The 16,564-nt window shown below is 70.3% G+C and carries 17 protein-coding genes and 1 tRNA gene; 7 read left to right on the top strand and 11 right to left on the bottom strand.

What is annotated here, in order from left to right; all coding sequences use genetic code 11:
* Positions 1 to 64: 64 nt before the first annotated feature.
* On the bottom strand, positions 65 to 682 hold the full coding sequence (locus ACFWM2_RS12165; RefSeq protein ID WP_383276891.1) for a TetR/AcrR family transcriptional regulator: 618 nt from the start codon (positions 680 to 682) through the stop codon (positions 65 to 67).
* Positions 683 to 796: 114 nt separating this feature from the next.
* On the opposite strand from ACFWM2_RS12165, the gene ACFWM2_RS12160 reads away from it, so the two are divergent.
* The gene (locus ACFWM2_RS12160; protein WP_383276889.1) at positions 797 to 1,708 is read left to right on the top strand and encodes an alpha/beta fold hydrolase; all 912 of its coding nucleotides are present in this window, start codon (positions 797 to 799) and stop codon (positions 1,706 to 1,708) included.
* 171 nt (positions 1,709 to 1,879) lie between these two features.
* On the opposite strand, the gene ACFWM2_RS12155 is transcribed toward ACFWM2_RS12160, so the two are convergent.
* Positions 1,880 to 1,956: transfer RNA gene (locus ACFWM2_RS12155), tRNA-Thr, on the bottom strand.
* 238 nt (positions 1,957 to 2,194) lie between these two features.
* Here ACFWM2_RS12155 and ACFWM2_RS12150 point away from each other — a divergent pair.
* The 3 genes from ACFWM2_RS12150 to ACFWM2_RS12140 all read left to right on the top strand — a co-directional run bounded on the left by ACFWM2_RS12150 (position 2,195) and on the right by ACFWM2_RS12140 (position 4,833).
* Positions 2,195 to 3,331 (top strand): ABC transporter ATP-binding protein, encoded by a 1,137-nt coding sequence (locus ACFWM2_RS12150; protein ID WP_383276886.1) that lies wholly within the window; start codon positions 2,195 to 2,197, stop codon positions 3,329 to 3,331.
* 224 nt (positions 3,332 to 3,555) lie between these two features.
* Entirely contained in the window at positions 3,556 to 4,017 is a 462-nt protein-coding gene (locus tag ACFWM2_RS12145) for a hypothetical protein (protein WP_383276883.1), read from the top strand.
* A gap of 84 nt (positions 4,018 to 4,101) precedes the next feature.
* The gene (locus ACFWM2_RS12140; protein WP_383276880.1) at positions 4,102 to 4,833 is read left to right on the top strand and encodes an NDP-sugar synthase; all 732 of its coding nucleotides are present in this window, start codon (positions 4,102 to 4,104) and stop codon (positions 4,831 to 4,833) included.
* Between the two features lie 217 nt (positions 4,834 to 5,050).
* On the opposite strand, the gene ACFWM2_RS12135 is transcribed toward ACFWM2_RS12140, so the two are convergent.
* The 6 genes from ACFWM2_RS12135 to ACFWM2_RS12110 all read right to left on the bottom strand — a co-directional run bounded on the left by ACFWM2_RS12135 (position 5,051) and on the right by ACFWM2_RS12110 (position 11,545).
* Positions 5,051 to 6,727, bottom strand: coding sequence for a DoxX family protein (locus tag ACFWM2_RS12135; RefSeq protein WP_383276877.1), 1,677 nt, complete (start codon positions 6,725 to 6,727; stop codon positions 5,051 to 5,053).
* Between the two features lie 126 nt (positions 6,728 to 6,853).
* Positions 6,854 to 7,795 carry a 23S rRNA (guanosine(2251)-2'-O)-methyltransferase RlmB gene (rlmB, locus tag ACFWM2_RS12130; protein ID WP_383276874.1) on the bottom strand — a complete coding sequence of 314 codons (942 nt, stop codon included), beginning with the start codon at positions 7,793 to 7,795 and terminating at the stop codon, positions 6,854 to 6,856.
* Positions 7,796 to 7,883: 88 nt separating this feature from the next.
* Positions 7,884 to 9,284, bottom strand: coding sequence for a cysteine--tRNA ligase (gene cysS / locus ACFWM2_RS12125; protein WP_383276872.1), 1,401 nt, complete (start codon positions 9,282 to 9,284; stop codon positions 7,884 to 7,886).
* Positions 9,285 to 9,433: 149 nt separating this feature from the next.
* On the bottom strand, positions 9,434 to 9,925 hold the full coding sequence (gene ispF, locus ACFWM2_RS12120; RefSeq protein WP_383276868.1) for a 2-C-methyl-D-erythritol 2,4-cyclodiphosphate synthase: 492 nt from the start codon (positions 9,923 to 9,925) through the stop codon (positions 9,434 to 9,436).
* Complete coding sequence (gene ispD, locus ACFWM2_RS12115; protein ID WP_383276865.1) at positions 9,915 to 10,703, bottom strand: 2-C-methyl-D-erythritol 4-phosphate cytidylyltransferase; 789 nt, start codon at positions 10,701 to 10,703, stop codon at positions 9,915 to 9,917. Before ispD ends, ispF begins: the two co-directional genes overlap by 11 nt.
* A gap of 359 nt (positions 10,704 to 11,062) precedes the next feature.
* Entirely contained in the window at positions 11,063 to 11,545 is a 483-nt protein-coding gene (locus ACFWM2_RS12110) for a CarD family transcriptional regulator (protein WP_003953493.1), read from the bottom strand.
* Between the two features lie 641 nt (positions 11,546 to 12,186).
* Here ACFWM2_RS12110 and ACFWM2_RS12105 point away from each other — a divergent pair.
* Positions 12,187 to 12,858: a DUF461 domain-containing protein gene (locus ACFWM2_RS12105; RefSeq protein ID WP_383276862.1), complete on the top strand. Its 672-nt coding sequence runs from the start codon at positions 12,187 to 12,189 to the stop codon at positions 12,856 to 12,858.
* 109 nt (positions 12,859 to 12,967) lie between these two features.
* Here the strand turns inward: ACFWM2_RS12105 and ACFWM2_RS12100 are convergent, their stop codons facing one another.
* Positions 12,968 to 13,648 carry a response regulator transcription factor gene (locus ACFWM2_RS12100; protein WP_365445914.1) on the bottom strand — a complete coding sequence of 227 codons (681 nt, stop codon included), beginning with the start codon at positions 13,646 to 13,648 and terminating at the stop codon, positions 12,968 to 12,970.
* Positions 13,645 to 14,922 carry a sensor histidine kinase gene (locus tag ACFWM2_RS12095; protein WP_383276859.1) on the bottom strand — a complete coding sequence of 426 codons (1,278 nt, stop codon included), beginning with the start codon at positions 14,920 to 14,922 and terminating at the stop codon, positions 13,645 to 13,647. Before ACFWM2_RS12095 ends, ACFWM2_RS12100 begins: the two co-directional genes overlap by 4 nt.
* 225 nt (positions 14,923 to 15,147) lie before the next feature.
* Between ACFWM2_RS12095 and phoU the strand changes: the two genes are divergently transcribed.
* The gene (gene phoU, locus ACFWM2_RS12090) at positions 15,148 to 15,837 is read left to right on the top strand and encodes a phosphate signaling complex protein PhoU (protein ID WP_383276856.1); all 690 of its coding nucleotides are present in this window, start codon (positions 15,148 to 15,150) and stop codon (positions 15,835 to 15,837) included.
* 210 nt (positions 15,838 to 16,047) lie between these two features.
* The gene (locus ACFWM2_RS12085) at positions 16,048 to 16,200 is read left to right on the top strand and encodes a hypothetical protein (RefSeq protein ID WP_383276853.1); all 153 of its coding nucleotides are present in this window, start codon (positions 16,048 to 16,050) and stop codon (positions 16,198 to 16,200) included.
* Positions 16,201 to 16,273: 73 nt separating this feature from the next.
* On the opposite strand, the gene ACFWM2_RS12080 is transcribed toward ACFWM2_RS12085, so the two are convergent.
* Positions 16,274 to 16,561: a hypothetical protein gene (locus ACFWM2_RS12080; RefSeq protein ID WP_383276850.1), complete on the bottom strand. Its 288-nt coding sequence runs from the start codon at positions 16,559 to 16,561 to the stop codon at positions 16,274 to 16,276.
* Positions 16,562 to 16,564 lie beyond the last annotated feature (3 nt).

Below are 16,564 nucleotides of genomic sequence, written 5' to 3'. Positions count from 1 at the left end.
CTCGACCGTGGGAGGTGGGGCCGCCCCGCCGGCAGCGCCTCCCACGCGGTGATGCGGCCGCCCGTCAGCCGGCCGCATCACTGGTGCGGAAGACTCGGTTCAGATGATGGTCCAGGACCGTGGCGGCGGACTCCGGACTGCGCTGACCGACGAGAATGCTGGTGCCGAGTCCCGCAGACATGGCGAGCAGGCCGGCTGCCTCCAGCCGTGCGTCCACACCGGGCTCGAGCAAAGCCGCCTCCCGCGCCTGCCGGAGGAGATCGGTCAGGGCGTCTTCGGCGGCATCAGGGTTCCTGATGAAGGGCTGCGCTGCGAGCGCCCGGTCGTTCACGGCCAGAACAGCGTATGAGGTGTAGAGGTAGTGGAAGGTGCGGCTCTCGTCGTCCGTCGGCAGCGCCGCCATCAGCAGCGCCTCGACCATCGCGCGCGGACCAGGGCTGTCCCCGGCAGCCCGTACACGGGCGGAGACCCGCTCCCCGAATCTCTCCGCCAGATGTTCCAGCCCGAAGAGCAGCAACTTCTCCTTGGTCTGGAAGTAGTACTGCACCAGCCGCAGTGATACGCCCGCCTCCGCTGCCACGTCACGCATCCCCACGGCATGCAGCCCGCGCTGTCCAGCGACCCGGACGAGCGCCTCGGCGATCTCGGTGCGCCGTTCTGCGTGGTCCACGCGCTTGGGCATCGGCCGGTTCTCCGCTCGTCGTTCTTGCCATGGCTCGGTGGGAATTTTTAATGATACAGCTGTACCAACATCGTGGTACGTTCGTATCACAAAACCGAGACGCCGGAGGTGGCCATGCCCGAGACCGCTGCCCGCACCCAGGCCGATGTCGGCCGCTACGTGAGCGATGCCTGGCAGGAGCGCTACGTCACGGCCTGCGATGCGGTCTACGCCCTGGGAGCGCCCGCGCTCGCGGAAGAGGACGTGGAGACGTCCTCCGGCATCACGCACGTCTACCGCTACGGCCCCGCGAACGACGAGGCCCGATCCCGCACCCCCGTCGTCCTGATGCACGGCGCGGGCTCCTGCTCGGCCATGTGGTACCCCAACACCCCCGCCCTCAGCGCAGACCGCCCGATCTATGCGATCGACACCCTGGGGGATCCCGGCCGCAGCGTGCAGCGCGAGCCGATCCACGACCCCGAACGCGCCGCACAGTGGCTGGACGAGACACTCGCCGGACTCGGCCTCGATCGCGTACACCTCATCGGCACCTCCTACGGCGGATGGCTCGCGCTGAACCAGGCGCACCGCAGGCCCGGTCGCCTCGCCTCGGTCACCTTGCTCGACCCCGGCGGCCTGGAGAAAGTGGGGCTGCGCTTCTTCGTCTGGATCTTCGCCGGCCTCTTCGCGACATTCGCACCCAAGGCGCTTCGCCCGCGGCTGGCGGCCTGGCTGGAGCAGCCGGTCCTCGTCATGCCGGAACTGCGCACCATGATCAGAACGGCCGTTCGCGCCTACCGCATACGCCGCCCGGCGCCACTTCCGCTGTCCGAGGAGGAGCTCTCCACCATCCGGACCCCGCTCTATCTGGTGCTCGGCAGGCGAAGCCTTCTCGTGCACCCGCAGCGGCAGGCAGAGCGTGTGCCCCGCCTGATCCCCGGCGCCCGAGCCGAGATCATCTCCAACACCGGCCACGGGCCGCAGATCGACCACGCGGAGGAGATCAACCGCAAGATGCTGGACTTCATGGCCTCCGTCGACTGACCACGCCCACGCCGCCGTTGCCACGAATACCGTCCCGATCACCGCGCCAACACCGTGCCAACGAAGACCCAGAGCCCCGTAATCATCCGTGCAGCGAAGCAGGCGACCCCGACGATGAACGTCAACGCCCCCGTGATCCAAGATCGCGGGGGCGTTGACCCAGGTAAGGCGTGGAGCCCCCTGTCGGATTCGAACCGACGACCTTCGCTTTACAAGAGCGGCGCTCTGACCAGCTGAGCTAAGGAGGCCTGCACGGGTGCGCGGCGCGCGCGTGCCCGTGCAGTGTACCCACGTCACAGCGGGCCCCTGTCGAAAATATCCGCGAACTTCACCGGCTCCGGAGTACTGACAGGGGCGGTGAACGCCAGGTAGCGTCCTGACCCAGTTCACTCATGTGGACTCCACCACTATGGAGCGTTCCGTAGTGGACACCACCTTTACAACGGATCGTCCGGCACGTTCCTGCCGGTGAAGGGGGCCCTCACCATGGCCACTGTCTCGTTCAACAAGGCGACCCGCATCTACCCGGGTGGCGACAAGCCCGCCGTCGACCAGCTCGAGCTCGACGTCGCGGACGGCGAGTTCCTCGTCCTCGTCGGTCCCTCCGGCTGCGGAAAGTCCACCTCCCTGCGCATGCTCGCGGGCCTCGAGGACGTCAACGGCGGCTCGATCCACATCGGCGACCGCGACGTCACGCACCTGCCGCCCAAGGACCGGGACATCGCCATGGTGTTCCAGAACTACGCGCTCTACCCGCACATGACGGTCGCCGACAACATGGGCTTCGCGCTCAAGATCGCCGGCATCAACAAGGCCGAGATCCGCCAGAAGGTCGAGGACGCGGCGAAGATCCTCGACCTCACCGACTACCTGGGACGCAAGCCGAAGGCGCTCTCCGGCGGTCAGCGCCAGCGCGTCGCCATGGGCCGCGCCATCGTGCGTGAGCCCCAGGTGTTCCTCATGGACGAGCCGCTGTCCAACCTGGACGCCAAGCTCCGCGTCTCGACGCGTACGCAGATCGCGAGCCTCCAGCGCCGTCTCGGCATCACCACCGTGTACGTCACCCACGACCAGGTCGAGGCCATGACCATGGGTGACCGTGTGGCGGTCCTCAAGGACGGTCTGCTCCAGCAGGTCGACTCGCCGCGCAACATGTACGACCGCCCGGCGAACCTGTTCGTCGCCGGCTTCATCGGCTCGCCCGCCATGAACCTCGTCGAGGTCCCGATCACCGACGGCGGCGTGAAGTTCGGCAACTCGGTCGTGCCGGTCAACCGCGAGGCGCTCAAGGCCGCCTCCGACAAGGGCGACCGCACGGTCACCGTCGGCGTCCGCCCGGAGCACTTCGACATCGTCGAGCACGGTGGCGCCGCCGCGAAGTCCCTGACCAAGGACACCGAGGACGCCCCGGCGGGCCTCGCCGTCACCGTGAACGTCGTCGAGGAGCTGGGCGCCGACGGTTACGTCTACGGCAGCGCCAAGGTCGACGACAACCTCACGGACCTGGTCGTCCGCGTCAGCGGCCGCGCGGTCCCGGAGAAGGGCGCCACGCTGCACGTCGTGCCGCGCCCGGGCGAGACCCACGTGTTCTCGAGCTCCACCGGCGAGCGCCTCACCGACTGAGGAGCGGGGGTTCCACACCCCCGCTAACGGGTGAATTCCCGCAAGTTGACGTCAAGAGCCCCGCGGCCTGCTGCGGGGCTCTTGACGTTGTCGACAAATACCCCGGCAGACCGGTCATTTCGATACGTGTACGTCAACCTCGTACCGCGAATTCGACGCTTTCCCGTCCCCCGAACCGGTGACTAAATGTCGCCAAATCATTACCCCGCGCTACCCTCACTCGCGTGAAGCACTCCACCACTAACCAACAGACCCGGCGTGGCCGTGGCCCCGCCCGCCGGATCGGCCGCACCCTCGCCCTCGTTCTGCCTGTCGTCCTGGTTCTCTCCGGGACCCTCGCGGTCACCCGAGTCAACTGGTCGGGGAACTCCTCGGACTCGGTGCTCACCGCCTCCTCGACGAACGTGTCCACACGTGCGTCCTCCCGCGCCCCGCAGGACGTCCTGCGCGACAGACTCCTGATGGAGCTCCAGGAGAAGAATCCGGGCGTCGCGCTGACGCATCTCCAGCAGGCGGTGAACGGCCGTCCCTCGCTGGCGAAGCACTGCGCCTCGATCGCCCGCGCACTCGGCCGGGCAGCAGTCCGCGCGTACGGGCCGACGCGCGCCCAGTCGTACGCCCGGCCCGCCTGTGACACCGCCTTCGCATCGGGGGTCGCGACGGGCCTCGAGGCCCAGCGCGGCTGAGCTCCCGGCAACCGCTCAAGTACAGCTGGTTACGGAACGGTTGCTGATCAAAGCCGCGAGCGGGACGCCACGTACAGTTCGGTCATGACCGATCCGAACGCCGCGTCGCGTCCCGTTCAAGCCGTCGTCCTGGCCGGAGGTCAGGGCTCCCGGCTGCGCCCCTACACCGACGACCGGCCGAAGCCGATGGTCGAGATCCCCGGCACCGGGACCCCGATCATCGGCCATCAGCTCGTCTGGCTCGCCGAAGAGGGCGTGACGGACGTGGTCGTCAGCTGCGGCCACCTGGCCGATGTCCTGCAGAAGTGGCTGGACTCGGCCGACCTCCCGGTCAACGTCACGACGGTCGTCGAGACGGAACCGCTCGGCCGCGGCGGCGGCCTCAAGTACGCCGCCGCGCATCTCCCCCACCCGGACAAGCCGTGGTTCGCGACGAACGGCGACATCTGGACCCGTTTCTCGCTGCGCGACATGGCGGACTTCCACACCGAGCGCGACGCCGTCGCGACCGTCGCGCTGGCCCGTCCGCGCATCCCGTGGGGCGCCGTCAAGACGGACGGCTTCGGCCGCATCACGGACTTCATCGAGTCCCCGCCGACCCAGTACGAGATCAACGCGGGCGTCTACGTCTTCTCCGCCGAGTTCGCCGACCTGCTCCCCGAGCGCGGCGACCACGAGCGCACCACGTTCCCGCGGCTGGCCCGCGAACGCCGGCTGGCCGGCTTCTCGCTCCCGCAGGGCGCCTACTGGCGCGCCATCGACACGGCGAAGGACCTGACGGAGGCGGCGAAGGAGCTGGCGGCCCTGGGGCGTTGACCGCCCGCGGCAGACGCCCCTCGGTGCTCCGCGCCAGGCACCTCCGAGCGCTCAGCGGCGCCCAGCGGCCCGCAGGAACCGCTCCGAGTGCCGACCGGCCGCCCTGCCGCACAGCGCGGCGAAAGGGCCACAGAACGGACCACAGCGCCTCGGACACGACGGTGGGGCCCCGCACACCTGATGTGCGGGGCCCCACCGTCGTGCACGGCTGCCTGGGTCACCCCAGGAGGCCGCCGACGAGCCGGTCGGAACCGCCGGAGCTGCTGCCCCCGCCGCCCGAACTGCCGCCGGACGTGCCGCCCGAGCCCGTACCGCCCGCGCTGCCGCCCGAGGACGGTCCGGAGCTGGTGCTCGGCGCCTGCCCGGCCGGCGAGGACTGCTGGGGCGGTGCCTGTCCCGTGCCCTGGGTCTGGCTCGGGCTGGTGCCCGCGGTGCCCGACTCGCGGGCCGCGCCCGGCGTCGTGGCCGCACCCGACGGGGACGAGGAGCTGCCCTGGGTCGGCGCCTCCGAGGCGGAGGGGCTGGCGCGGTGGTGGCGCTTGCCGGGCTCCTCGGGAAGCGGGGAGCCGGGCAGTTCGTTGCGCGGGGCCTCGCCGGGCCCGGGGACGACGACCCGGTCGGCGTCGCGGACGGCGCCGCCGAGGAGCGAGCCGATGAGCAGCGTGAGCCCGACCACGACGGTCGTGACGAGCGCTCCGCGACGCAGCACGCGCCGCCGCAGCTCCCAGAGCTCGGCCCGCGGACCGAGCGTGCGCCAGGCCTCGCCGGCGAGTCGTCCGTCGACGGAGTAGACCGGGGCGCCCGCGATGACCAGCGGCGACCAGGCGGCGAGGTAGATGATGTCCGGCGCGTCGTAGGCGGGCACCGTCTTCCAGCTGACGGTGAGGATGAGCGCCGCCGACAGCCCGGCGCCGACCACCGCGGCGACCCGCTGCCACAGCCCCAGCACCGTGAGCACGCCCACGATGACCTGGAGGAAGGCGATGACGAGCCCGGCACCGACGGGGTGCTGGAGCGCGAACTGGCGCAGCGGCTCGGCCATTTCCCAGGGGTGCAGCGAGTTCAGCCACTTGACCATGGAGCCGCGCTTGCCGCCGTCGAAGTAGACGGGGTCGCAGAGCTTGCCCATGCCGGCGTAGATCGAGATGAAGCCGAGGAAGACGCGCAGCGGGAGGAGGACCACGCCGAGGTTCATCCGGCGTCCGGGGTAGTACGCGTGCCGCACCGGGTCGGCGCCGTGCCGCTTGACCGGCGAATCGTCCTCGTCGCCCGCGTCCTGCTCGAAGTCCTCGCCGGCGAACTCCTCGTCCGCGTAACCGGGTTCGTCGTACGTGCTGCCCACACTGCGCATGTTCGGCAGCAGCCGGGTCTCACCGGGCGCGTGGGTGCGCTGGCTGCCGACCAGGGGCGTCTCGACCGTGTCCACGGTCATGTCGCCGTCGTAGCCGCCCGGTTCGCCGAGGTCGATGCGCGGGATGACCTGCGTCGCGCCGGCGTCGCCGCCGGGATCCGCGGAGCCGTGGCGCACGCTCGTGCTCCGCACCGCCTGCAGCAGCCGGTGCGCGCCGGTGTCGTCGGGCGCGGACTTCCCGCTCCAGACGACGGGCGCGCGCCGACGCGCGACGGCCGCCGGATCGCCGGCGCCCCCGCCCGCCCTGCCTGCGGTGCCGACGACGGGAATGCGCGCGGTGTCGTCCGAGGAGCTCAAGTGCCGTGCGACACGCGGGGATTGAGTCCGCGTGGAGGCTCCTAGCTGCACGCGGAAGCTCGCATGATTGACGATGATCTGCGCCGGATCGCTCGGCACCTTCACCATGCTCAGCGCGGGAGCGTCGTCGAATCCCGACGAGCGGTCCCCCGTGGGTGTGCGGGGTGTTCTGGTGTCCACACTCATCTAACCGAGTGACGTGTGTTTAGGACACTGCTTTGACCGCGCCGATCTGTCCGGACCGCGTCAAGGTCATCACGCTCGTCCGGATTGCCCCACGGGGGTGACTACGCGCACATCTGTTCAGGTGCCTCAGACCCGGCGCCGCGATGCCTCGTACAGCACAACTCCCGCCGCCACACCGGCGTTCAGCGACTCCGCGCCGCCCGGCATCGGGATCCGCACCCGGAAGTCGCAGGTCTCGCCCACGAGTCGGGACAGGCCCTTGCCCTCGCTGCCGACCACGATCACGACCGGGCCGCCCAGCGCTTCCAGGTCACCGATCTCGGCCTCACCGTCCGCGGCGAGACCGACCACCACGAGACCGGCCTTCTTGTACGCCTCCAGGGCGCGCGTCAGGTTGGCGGCACGGGCGACGGGCGTACGGGCCGCGGTGCCGGCGGACGTCTTCCAGGCACCGGCGGTCATGCCGGCCGCGCGCCGCTCGGGCACCACGACGCCGTGGCCGCCGAAGGCGGAGACGGAACGGACGACGGCGCCCAGATTCCGGGGGTCGGTCACCCCGTCGAGGGCGACGATCAGCGGGTCCCGGCCCTCGTCGTACGCGGCGGCGGCGAGGTCCTCGGGGTGCGCGTACTCGTACGGCGGGACCTGGAGGACCAGACCCTGGTGGTTGAGCCCGTTGGTCATCCGGTCCAGCTCGGGGCGCGGCGCCTCCATGAGATGGACGCCGCCGCGGTCCGCGACCAGCTGGAGCGCCTCGCGCACCCGCTCGTCGTTGTCGATGAACTGCTGGACGTAGAGCGTGACGGCGGGCACACCCTCGCGCAGCGCCTCGACGACCGGGTTGCGTCCGACGACCATCTCGGACGTGCCCTTGCCGCCCCGGCCGCGCGGGGCGGGCCGGCGGGTGGCCTGCTTCGCCTTGACGTTGGCGATGCGGTTCTTCTTGTGCCCCTTGCGCGCCTCGGCGGGCGGGGTCGGGCCCTTGCCTTCGAGACCCCGACGTCGCTGGCCGCCACTGCCGACCTGCGCGCCCTTCTTGCCGGACATGCGGCGGTTGTTAGCGGCCATGACCTACCCGTCTGTGTGAAGCGTGCGTGTGTACGTATATGCAGTGTGCCGCCCGGAGAGCCGGGCGGCACAATCGATCAAGGAATGCTCAGCGCGGACCCAGCGTCCAGCGCGGTCCCTGCGGGCCGTCCTCGATGACCAGGCCCGACTGGTTGAGCTGGTCACGGATGGCGTCCGCGGTGGCCCAGTCCTTGCGGCCGCGCGCCGCCTCCCGCTGCTGGAGCACCAGGCGTACGAGGGTGTCGACCACGCCGTGCAGATCGTCACCGCGGTCGCCCTCGCCGGACCACTGCGGGTCGAGCGGGTCGAGGCCGAGGACGCCGAGCATCGCGCGGACCTCGGCGAGGCGGGCGACGGCGGCTTCCTTGTCGTCGGCGGCGAGGGCGGAGTTCCCCTGCCGGACCGTGGTGTGCACGATGGCGAGCGCCTGCGGGACGCCCAGGTCGTCGTCCATCGCCTCGGCGAAGGCGGGCGGCACCTCGGCGGCGGGCTCGACGGCTCCCCCGGCCTTCTCGATGACGCGCTGCACGAAGCCCTCGATACGGGCGAACGCCGACTCGGCCTCGCGCAGGGCCTCTTCGCTGTACTCGATCATCGAGCGGTAGTGCGGGGTGCCCAGGTAGTAGCGCAGCACGATCGGGCGCCACACCTTGACCATCTCGCTGACGAGGACCGAGTTCCCGAGGGACTTCGACATCTTCTCGCCGCTCATGGTGACCCAGGCGTTGTGCACCCAGTACTTGGCGAACTCGTCGCCGAAGGCCTTGGCCTGCGCGATCTCGTTCTCGTGGTGCGGGAAGATCAGGTCGATGCCGCCGCCGTGGATGTCGAAGACCGTGCCCAGGTACTTGTGGGCCATGGCGCTGCACTCCAGGTGCCAGCCGGGCCGGCCGCGGCCCCACGGGGTCTCCCAGGACGGCTCACCGGGCTTGACGGCCTTCCACATGGCGAAGTCGCGCGGGTCCCGCTTGCCGGTCTCGCCCTCGCCCGACGGCTGGAGCAGGTTGTCCAGCTCCTGGTTGGACAGCTCCAGATAGCCCGGGAAGGAGCGCACGTCGAAGTAGACGTTGCCGTCGGCCTCGTACGCGTGACCGCGCTCGATGAGGCCGCGCATCATCTCGACCATCTCGGTGACGTGCCCGGTGGCCCGCGGTTCGTACGTGGGCGGCAGGCAGCCGAGCACGTCGTAACCGTCGTTGAAGGCGCGCTCGTTCTCGTACCCGATCGACCACCAAGGCCTGCCCTGCTCGGCCGACTTGGTGATGATCTTGTCGTCGATGTCCGTCACGTTCCGGATGAAGGTGACGTCGTAGCCGCGGTACTCGAACCAGCGGCGCATGATGTCGAAGTTGAGGCCCGACCGGATGTGCCCGATGTGCGGTGCGGCCTGCACGGTGGCGCCACAGAGGTAGATCGAGACACAACCCGGCAGGAGCGGGGTGAAGTCACGGATCTGCCGGGCGCTGGTGTCGTACAGGCGAATCGTCACCACTCCAGGGTAGTGGGCCCTGGCTAGTGCCCAGAGCCCCTTACGCCTCAAGGCACACGTATTCGTGACAACGGGGGGCGGACATTCGGCCCGTCATGGGTGAGGGCTGGGCCGGAGGGGGCGAGAACACCCCCGCGCGCCCCCCTTCGTCACCCCGCTCGCACGACCAGTGCCGTGGCGACCGCCATCAGTCCCTCGTCCCGGCCCGGGAATCCGAGGCCGTCCGTGGTGGCGCCGGACACCGAGACCGGTGCCCCCGCCGCCTCCGAGAGCAGCTTCTGCGCCTCGTCGCGGCGCTTGCCGATCTTCGGCCGGGGGCCGACCACCTGCACGGCGACATTGCCGATGACGAAGCCCGCCGCGCGGACGATCCGGGCGGCCTCCGTCAGGAGCGTGACGCCCGAGGCGCCGGACCATTCGGGCCGCCCGGTGCCGAAGTGGGCGCCGAGGTCACCGAGGCCGGCCGCCGAGAACAGCGCGTTGCACGCGGCGTGCGCGACGACGTCCGCGTCGGAGTGCCCGGCGAGACCGGGACCCTCGCCCTCCCAGAGCAGCCCCGCGCACCACAGCTCGCGGCCCTCCTCGAAGGCGTGGATGTCGGTGCCGATACCGACCTGCGGCAGCACGGGCTCAGAAGCCATCGTTCAGCCTCCGGCGCGCGAGAACCGCCTCGGCCAGTACGAGGTCCAGCGGACGGGTCACCTTGAACGCCTCCTCGTGCCCGGGCACCACCACGACCCGCAGCCCGAGCTGCTCGACCATGCTCGCGTCGTCGGTCACGTTGTCGGTGACCGTCTCGTGGGCCCGGACGAGGGTGTCGCGGTCGAAGCCCTGCGGGGTCTGCACGGCGCGCAGCAGGGACCGGTCGGGCGTGGCGACGACCGGCTCGGGAGCGCCGGGGGTCCCCGCGGGCTCGACCTGCTTGACCGTGTCGGCGAGGGGCAGCGCCGGTACGACGGCCGGGGCACCGTCGCGGACCGCCTCGATCACGGCGTCGACCGTGTCGACGGGCACGAGCGGCCGGGCCGCGTCGTGCACGAGGACGATGTCGATGCCGGGCGGCAGGGCGTCGAGGCCGTACTTCACGGACTCCTGGCGGCTGTCGCCGCCGGGGACGACCAGGAAGTCGGTCCGCTCGGGCAGTGCGTGCGCGTCGAGCAGCGTCTTGACCTCGGCGGCACCGTCGGGCGGGGCCACCACGACGACGAGGGAGACCGCGCGCGATGCGGCCATCGCGCGCACCGCGTGGATGAGCATGGGCGTGCCGTTCAGCGCGCGGAGCGCTTTGGGAGCGCCCGGACCGAGGCGCACGCCCCGGCCGGCGGCCGGGATCACGGCCGCGGTGGCGGCCCCTCCGGCCGGCCGCGGCCGGGCGTCGGGGAGGCCTCCCGAAGGCGAAGGGCGCGAATCGTCAGACATCGGTTCCCGTCAGGTTTGTGTGCTCGGCCGAGGTGGGTATGGCCTGGGGGTACCCCCGGCCGAAGGTCGGGGGAGTGCCGGGCGCGACTCCTTGACCGGGGACCCTTCCGTGACAACCGGTCGAGCCAGCAGCCCGGGCCCGGCACACCAAGTATCGGGGCCGGCCGGACCAGCCGGTCAGGCGGAGCCCCGAGGCAGGACATCAGGGCCCGGCGTCTGGATACGAACATGGCATCCGGGTACGAACATGCCGCAGCGCCCGGCGACAGCAATTGCGTCATCGGGCACCGCGGCATTTCATTGCGCTCAGCGGGCTTGTGTCCGCGTCAGGACGACCAGCGTCTTGACGACCGCCTGCGTCAGGACGCGAGGACCTCGTCGAGCAGGGCCTCGGCCTTGTCCTCGTTCGTGTTCTCCGCGAGGGCCAGCTCGCTCACCAGGATCTGCCGTGCCTTGGCGAGCATGCGCTTCTCACCTGCGGAGAGTCCGCGCTCACGCTCACGACGCCACAGGTCACGCACGACTTCCGCGACCTTGATGACATCGCCCGAGGCGAGCTTCTCCAGATTTGCCTTGTAGCGACGCGACCAGTTCGTGGGCTCCTCGGCGTACGGCGCGCGCAGCACCTCGAAGACCCGGTCCAGCCCGTCCTGACCGACCACATCACGTACGCCGACGAACTCCGCATTGTCCGCTGGCACACGTACCGTCAGGTCGCCCTGGGCGACCTTCAGCACCAAGTAGGTCTTGTCCACGCCTTTGATCTGGCGAGTTTCGATGGCCTCGATCAGCGCGGCCCCGTGATGGGGATAGACCACGGTGTCGCCAACCTTGAACGTCATGTGACAGGTACCCCTTCCGTGGCTATCCATCCTAACACGAGAACCGCCTCTTCTGAATGGCGTTTTCGCAGGTCAGGGCATATCTCGGGGCTTGACAACAACAACAGGAACGTGCTTCGGAGGCCGAACGGAAGAGGGTATTCGCAGGTCGGAGCGGCTCTCCGGGCCAAGTGAAACGCGCACGTTACACACACCCGTAGCCGCCATCCACCGTCCGAACGTCCTATTTTGTCCGACTCCAAGAGGGCGACTTCCGCTACTCCGTTCGGTGAACGCAGTCCGGTGCGACAGCAATCCGGAATTGATCACGACGGTCGATGATCAATTTCCAGGACCGCCATGCATTCCTTACCGACCCTTACCGATCCTTACGAGAAAATCCGCAGGCCGATGCGGTCGGCACTTATGTGAATGGCGGACGAGATGTCGGCCAAAGGAGCGGATGAGGCCCGCGGGAACTCCGTGCCGGACGGGGCGCGCGGCCGGCGCAGCGGAGCCCGTGGGTGCGTAGAGGCGGGTCGGGTGCGGCGGCACGGGAACGGCTCGGTAACCTAAGCCCGCTGACAGACCCTTAGGGCGGCTTTACAGCCGTACGGCCGCCCACCCCACGTACCGCCCACGTTCTAGGAGTTGCCGCCGCCGTGAGCAGCAGCCTTCGACGCGGCGCCCTCGCCGCCGCCGCCATCGCGTTCTCGATCGCCTCGCTCGCCGCATGCGCCGCAGGCAACAACGCCCAGACGCTGGAGGTAAAGCCGGACAACGCGGCGACCGCCGTCGGGAACATCAAGATCCAGAACGTCCTGGTCATCACCCAGCCCGACCTCCAGTCGACGGGCCCGGCGGTGATCTCCGCGACCCTCTTCAACAACGGCACCTCCGCGGAGACGCTGGACTCCGTCACCGTCGCCGGCAAGTCCGCCGCGCTCAAGCCCGCCAAGGGCTCCGGCAAGCTGACCGTCCCGGCCGGCGGCCACGTCGTCCTCGGCGGCAAGGGCAACGCCTCCGCGGTCCTGGCCAGCAGCCGTGAGGCCGTCAAGGACGGCAACGCGCAGAAGGTCACCTTCAGCTTCAGCAAGACCGGTGACGTGAGCCTGAAGGCGTTCGTCGTGCCCGCCGAGAGCTACTTCTCCAAGTGGGGCCCGAGCGACGTCCCGGCGGCGCCGGGGGCCTCCGCATCCGCGAGCACCAAGCCGTCGGGGTCGGCCGGCGCGTCGAGCTCGCCGTCCGAGTCCTCCTCCGGCGTTCCGTCGGACGCGGCGTCGGCCAGCGCCACGGCCACCGAGTCGGCCTCCGACTCGGCTGCCGGCAACTGACGGGCCGTACGCCCGCATCCTCGTCGTACACACGAAGGGCGGGACCCCACGAAGGGGTCCCGCCCTTTGTCGTTGCCGGGCCGCTGTGGTGGTCCCGGCGGGGGCCGGTTTACGGCTCGAACTTGTAGCCGAGCCCGCGGACCGTCACCAGGTACCGCGGCGCGCCCGGGTCCGGCTCGATCTTGGCGCGCAGGCGCTTCACGTGGACGTCGAGGGTCTTGGTGTCGCCCACGTAGTCGGCGCCCCACACCCGGTCGATGAGCTGCATCCGGGTAAGGACGCGGCCGGCGTTGCGCAGGAGCATCTCCAGCAGGTCGAACTCCTTCAGGGGCAGGTCGACCTTGGAGCCGGAGACGGTGACCACATGGCGGTCGACGTCCATCCGGACCGGACCGGCCTCCAGGGCGGCCGGGGAGACCTCCTCGGGCTCCCCGCGGCGGCGCAGGACGGCCCGGATACGGGCGACCAGCTCGCGGGAGGAGAAGGGCTTGGTGACGTAGTCGTCGGCTCCTATCTCCAGGCCCACGACCTTGTCGATCTCGCTGTCCTTGGCGGTGACCATGATCACCGGGACGTTGGAGCGGACACGCAGCTGACGGCAGACCTCCGTGCCGGGCAGGCCCGGCAGCATCAGGTCGAGGAGCACGAGGTCGGCGCCGTTGCGCTCGAACTCGTCGAGTCCGTCGGGCCCTGTGGTCGCGATGGCGACCTCGAAGCCCTCCTTGCGGAGCATGTACGACAGGGCGTCGGAGAAGGACTCCTCGTCCTCGACGACGAGCACTCGGGTCACGGAAGGACCTCCGGGGCAGGAAGCGGTTCGTACGGGGATGTGACGGTGGTCGTCCCGTCGGGCTGGCCGGACTCGTCCTCTTCGTCGAGGCCGGGCATGTGGTGATCGGTCACGCGGTCGCGGGCCGCACCCGCCTCCGGCAGCCGCAGAGTGAACGTGGAGCCCTGTCCCTCCGAGCTCCACACCGTGACCTCCCCGCCGTGCGAGGCGGCCACGTGTTTGACGATCGCGAGTCCCAGGCCGGTGCCACCGGTGGCACGGGAACGGGCCGGGTCCACGCGATAGAAGCGCTCGAAGACGCGCTCCCGGTCCTTCTCGGAGATGCCGATGCCCTGGTCGGTCACGGCGACCTCGATCAGGTCTCCGCCGGGCGCGTTCACCCGGCGCGCGGCTATGCCGACCCGGGTGCGGGCCGGCGAGTAGTTGACGGCGTTCTCCACGAGGTTGCCGAGGGCGGCGGCCAGCTGGCCGCGGTTGCCCCAGACGTGCAGTTCAGCGGTGCCGCCGGCGGCCATGGTGATCTGTTTGCTGCCGGCCTGGTGGCGGCAGCGGTCGATCGCCTCGGCGACCAGTTCGTCGACGCGAACGGGCTCGGCGTCCTCGAGGGGGTCGTCGTTCTGCACCCGTGACAGGTCGATGAGCTCCTGCACGAGGTTGGTGAGCCGGGTGGCCTCGATCTGCATCCGCCCGGCGAAGCGCTCCACCGCTTCGGGGTCGTCCGAGGCGCCCATGACAGCCTCGGAGAGCAGGCTGAGCGCGCCGACGGGGGTCTTGAGCTCATGGCTGACGTTCGCGACGAAGTCGCGTCGTACGGCCTCGATACGTCGCGCCTCGGTGAGGTCCTCGACGAGCAGCAGCACGAGCCGGGAGCCGAGGGGTGCCACGCGCGCGGAGACGGCGAGGGCGTCGCCCCGTCCGGTCCCGCGCCGGGGCAGGTCCAGCTCCACCTGGCGTATCTCCCCGTCGCGGCGGGTGTCCCGCGCCATCAGGAGCATCGGCTCGACGGCCAGCTTGCCGCCCCGCACCAGCCCGAGGGCGTACGCGGCGGAGCTGGCCTTGACCACGGCGTCCGCCTCGTCGAGTACGACGGCGGACGACCGGAGCACGGAGAGAACCGTGTCCACGCCCGGCGGAAGCACCGGGTCCGTGTGCAGAGAGGTGCGGGTGGGGCGTTTCTGGTCGCGCTCGCTCCAGCGGAACGCCAGCACGGCGATGACACCGGTGAGCACTCCGGCGATCGCTGCCGCTGCGGCGACCGCCGCGTTCACGTCCATGCCTCCAGGTTAGGCATGTCGTCACTCCAGGCCACAGCCATCCGGGTGCGACCTCGAACACTCGTCGCCCAGAGTTCACCTGGGAGCTAGCGATGGTTCATTTGGGGTGACGGAAACGGACGCGTACGAGCCGGAACGTGGGAGCGTGGGGTTCACAGGGCCTGTCCGGCGGTCAGGGCCCAGCCCCCCGGACCCCCGAAGCTGACGTAAGAGAGGGACACCCTGATGCGGGACGCGTACCACGAGGAACTGGACTCGATCGGCGAGGGCCTGGTCGAGATGGCCCGGCTCGTCGGGTCGGCGATCGGGCGCGCCACGACGGCCATCCTCGACTCCGACCTGAAGCTGGCCGAGACCGTGATCGCTGCGGACCAGAAGGTCGACGACCTGCAGCACGAGCTGGAGGCCCGGGCGATAGCCCTGCTGGCCCGCCAGCAGCCGGTCGCGACGGACCTGCGGATCGTCGTGACGTCGCTGCGCATGTCGGCCGACCTGGAGCGCTCGGGCGACCTGGCGCAGCACGTCGCCAAGCTCGCCCGGCTGCGCTTTCCCGAGCGGGCGATCCCCCACGACCTGCACGCCACCATCCTGGAGATGGGCCAGCTCGCCCAGCGCCTGATGGCCAAGGCGGCCGAGGTCATCATCACCAAGGACGTCGATCTCGCCCTCCAGCTGGAGCAGGACGACGACGAGATGGACCTGCTGCACCGCACCCTCTTCCAGCACCTGATGGACGACCGCTGGAAGCACGGCATCGAGACGGCCGTGGACGTCACCCTCCTCGGCCGCTACTACGAGCGCTTCGCCGACCACGCGGTGTCGGTCGCCAAGCGCGTGGTGTACCTGGTGACGGGCGAGCACGCGGACGAGCTCCAGGCGGACATCCAGCCGGTCACGGGGGTGGAGGGGGCCTGATCCCGGCGGGGCCGGGCTCCGGGGCCTTCCCCGGGGTTCGGCCCGGAACCGGACCCTCCGCCGCGCTCACGGACCCGCGGGGCGCGCGCAAGCCTCCATGCGCCGTTGATGCGCCCACGGAAGTGGGCATGCAATGGGCAAACAGGAAATGTGCGACGCGCCGTGTGCCCGGCACGGTCTCGTACACCTTCGTGTCCGAAGGAGGGACCCATGGCCGAATCCCCCAGCACGCCCGATCCCACGGTGGACCGCGACACCCAGCAGCCCGCCGAGATCAAAAGCCTCCCGCTGTTCGGAGCGTGCGGCTGCGGTTCCGGCTGCGGTTGCGGCTGCCAGTCGGGCAATCCCTGCCAGTGCGGCTGACCGCACACGACACCGCGTAAGACGGCGAAAGGGCCCCGCTTCGAGAAGCGGGGCCCTTTCCATGCCGGGCCGGTCAGTGGTGGAAGCCGCCGAAGTCCAGCGGGGCGGACATGCCCTCCTGGCCGTCCTCGTGACCGTTCTCGTGGCCGTCCTCACGACCCTCGTCGTCGCCGTGGCCGTCGTCGTCGCCCTTACAGCCCTCGGCGTACCAGGCGTGGCCGCCACCCGCGCCGGAGATGATCCCGCAGGCCGAGTCGTCGTCACCGTGCCCGTCCCAGCCGTTCGCCAGCGCCGAGCCGGAGCTTCCGAGGACACAGCCGGCCGACAGGATCACCGCGGTGACAATCGTGCGCATACGCATGAA

This window comes from Streptomyces sp. NPDC058371 (assembly GCF_042723265.1).
In the GTDB taxonomy this organism is placed as follows: domain Bacteria; phylum Actinomycetota; class Actinomycetes; order Streptomycetales; family Streptomycetaceae; genus Streptomyces.
This window is presented reverse-complemented; position numbering and strand designations above follow the sequence as displayed.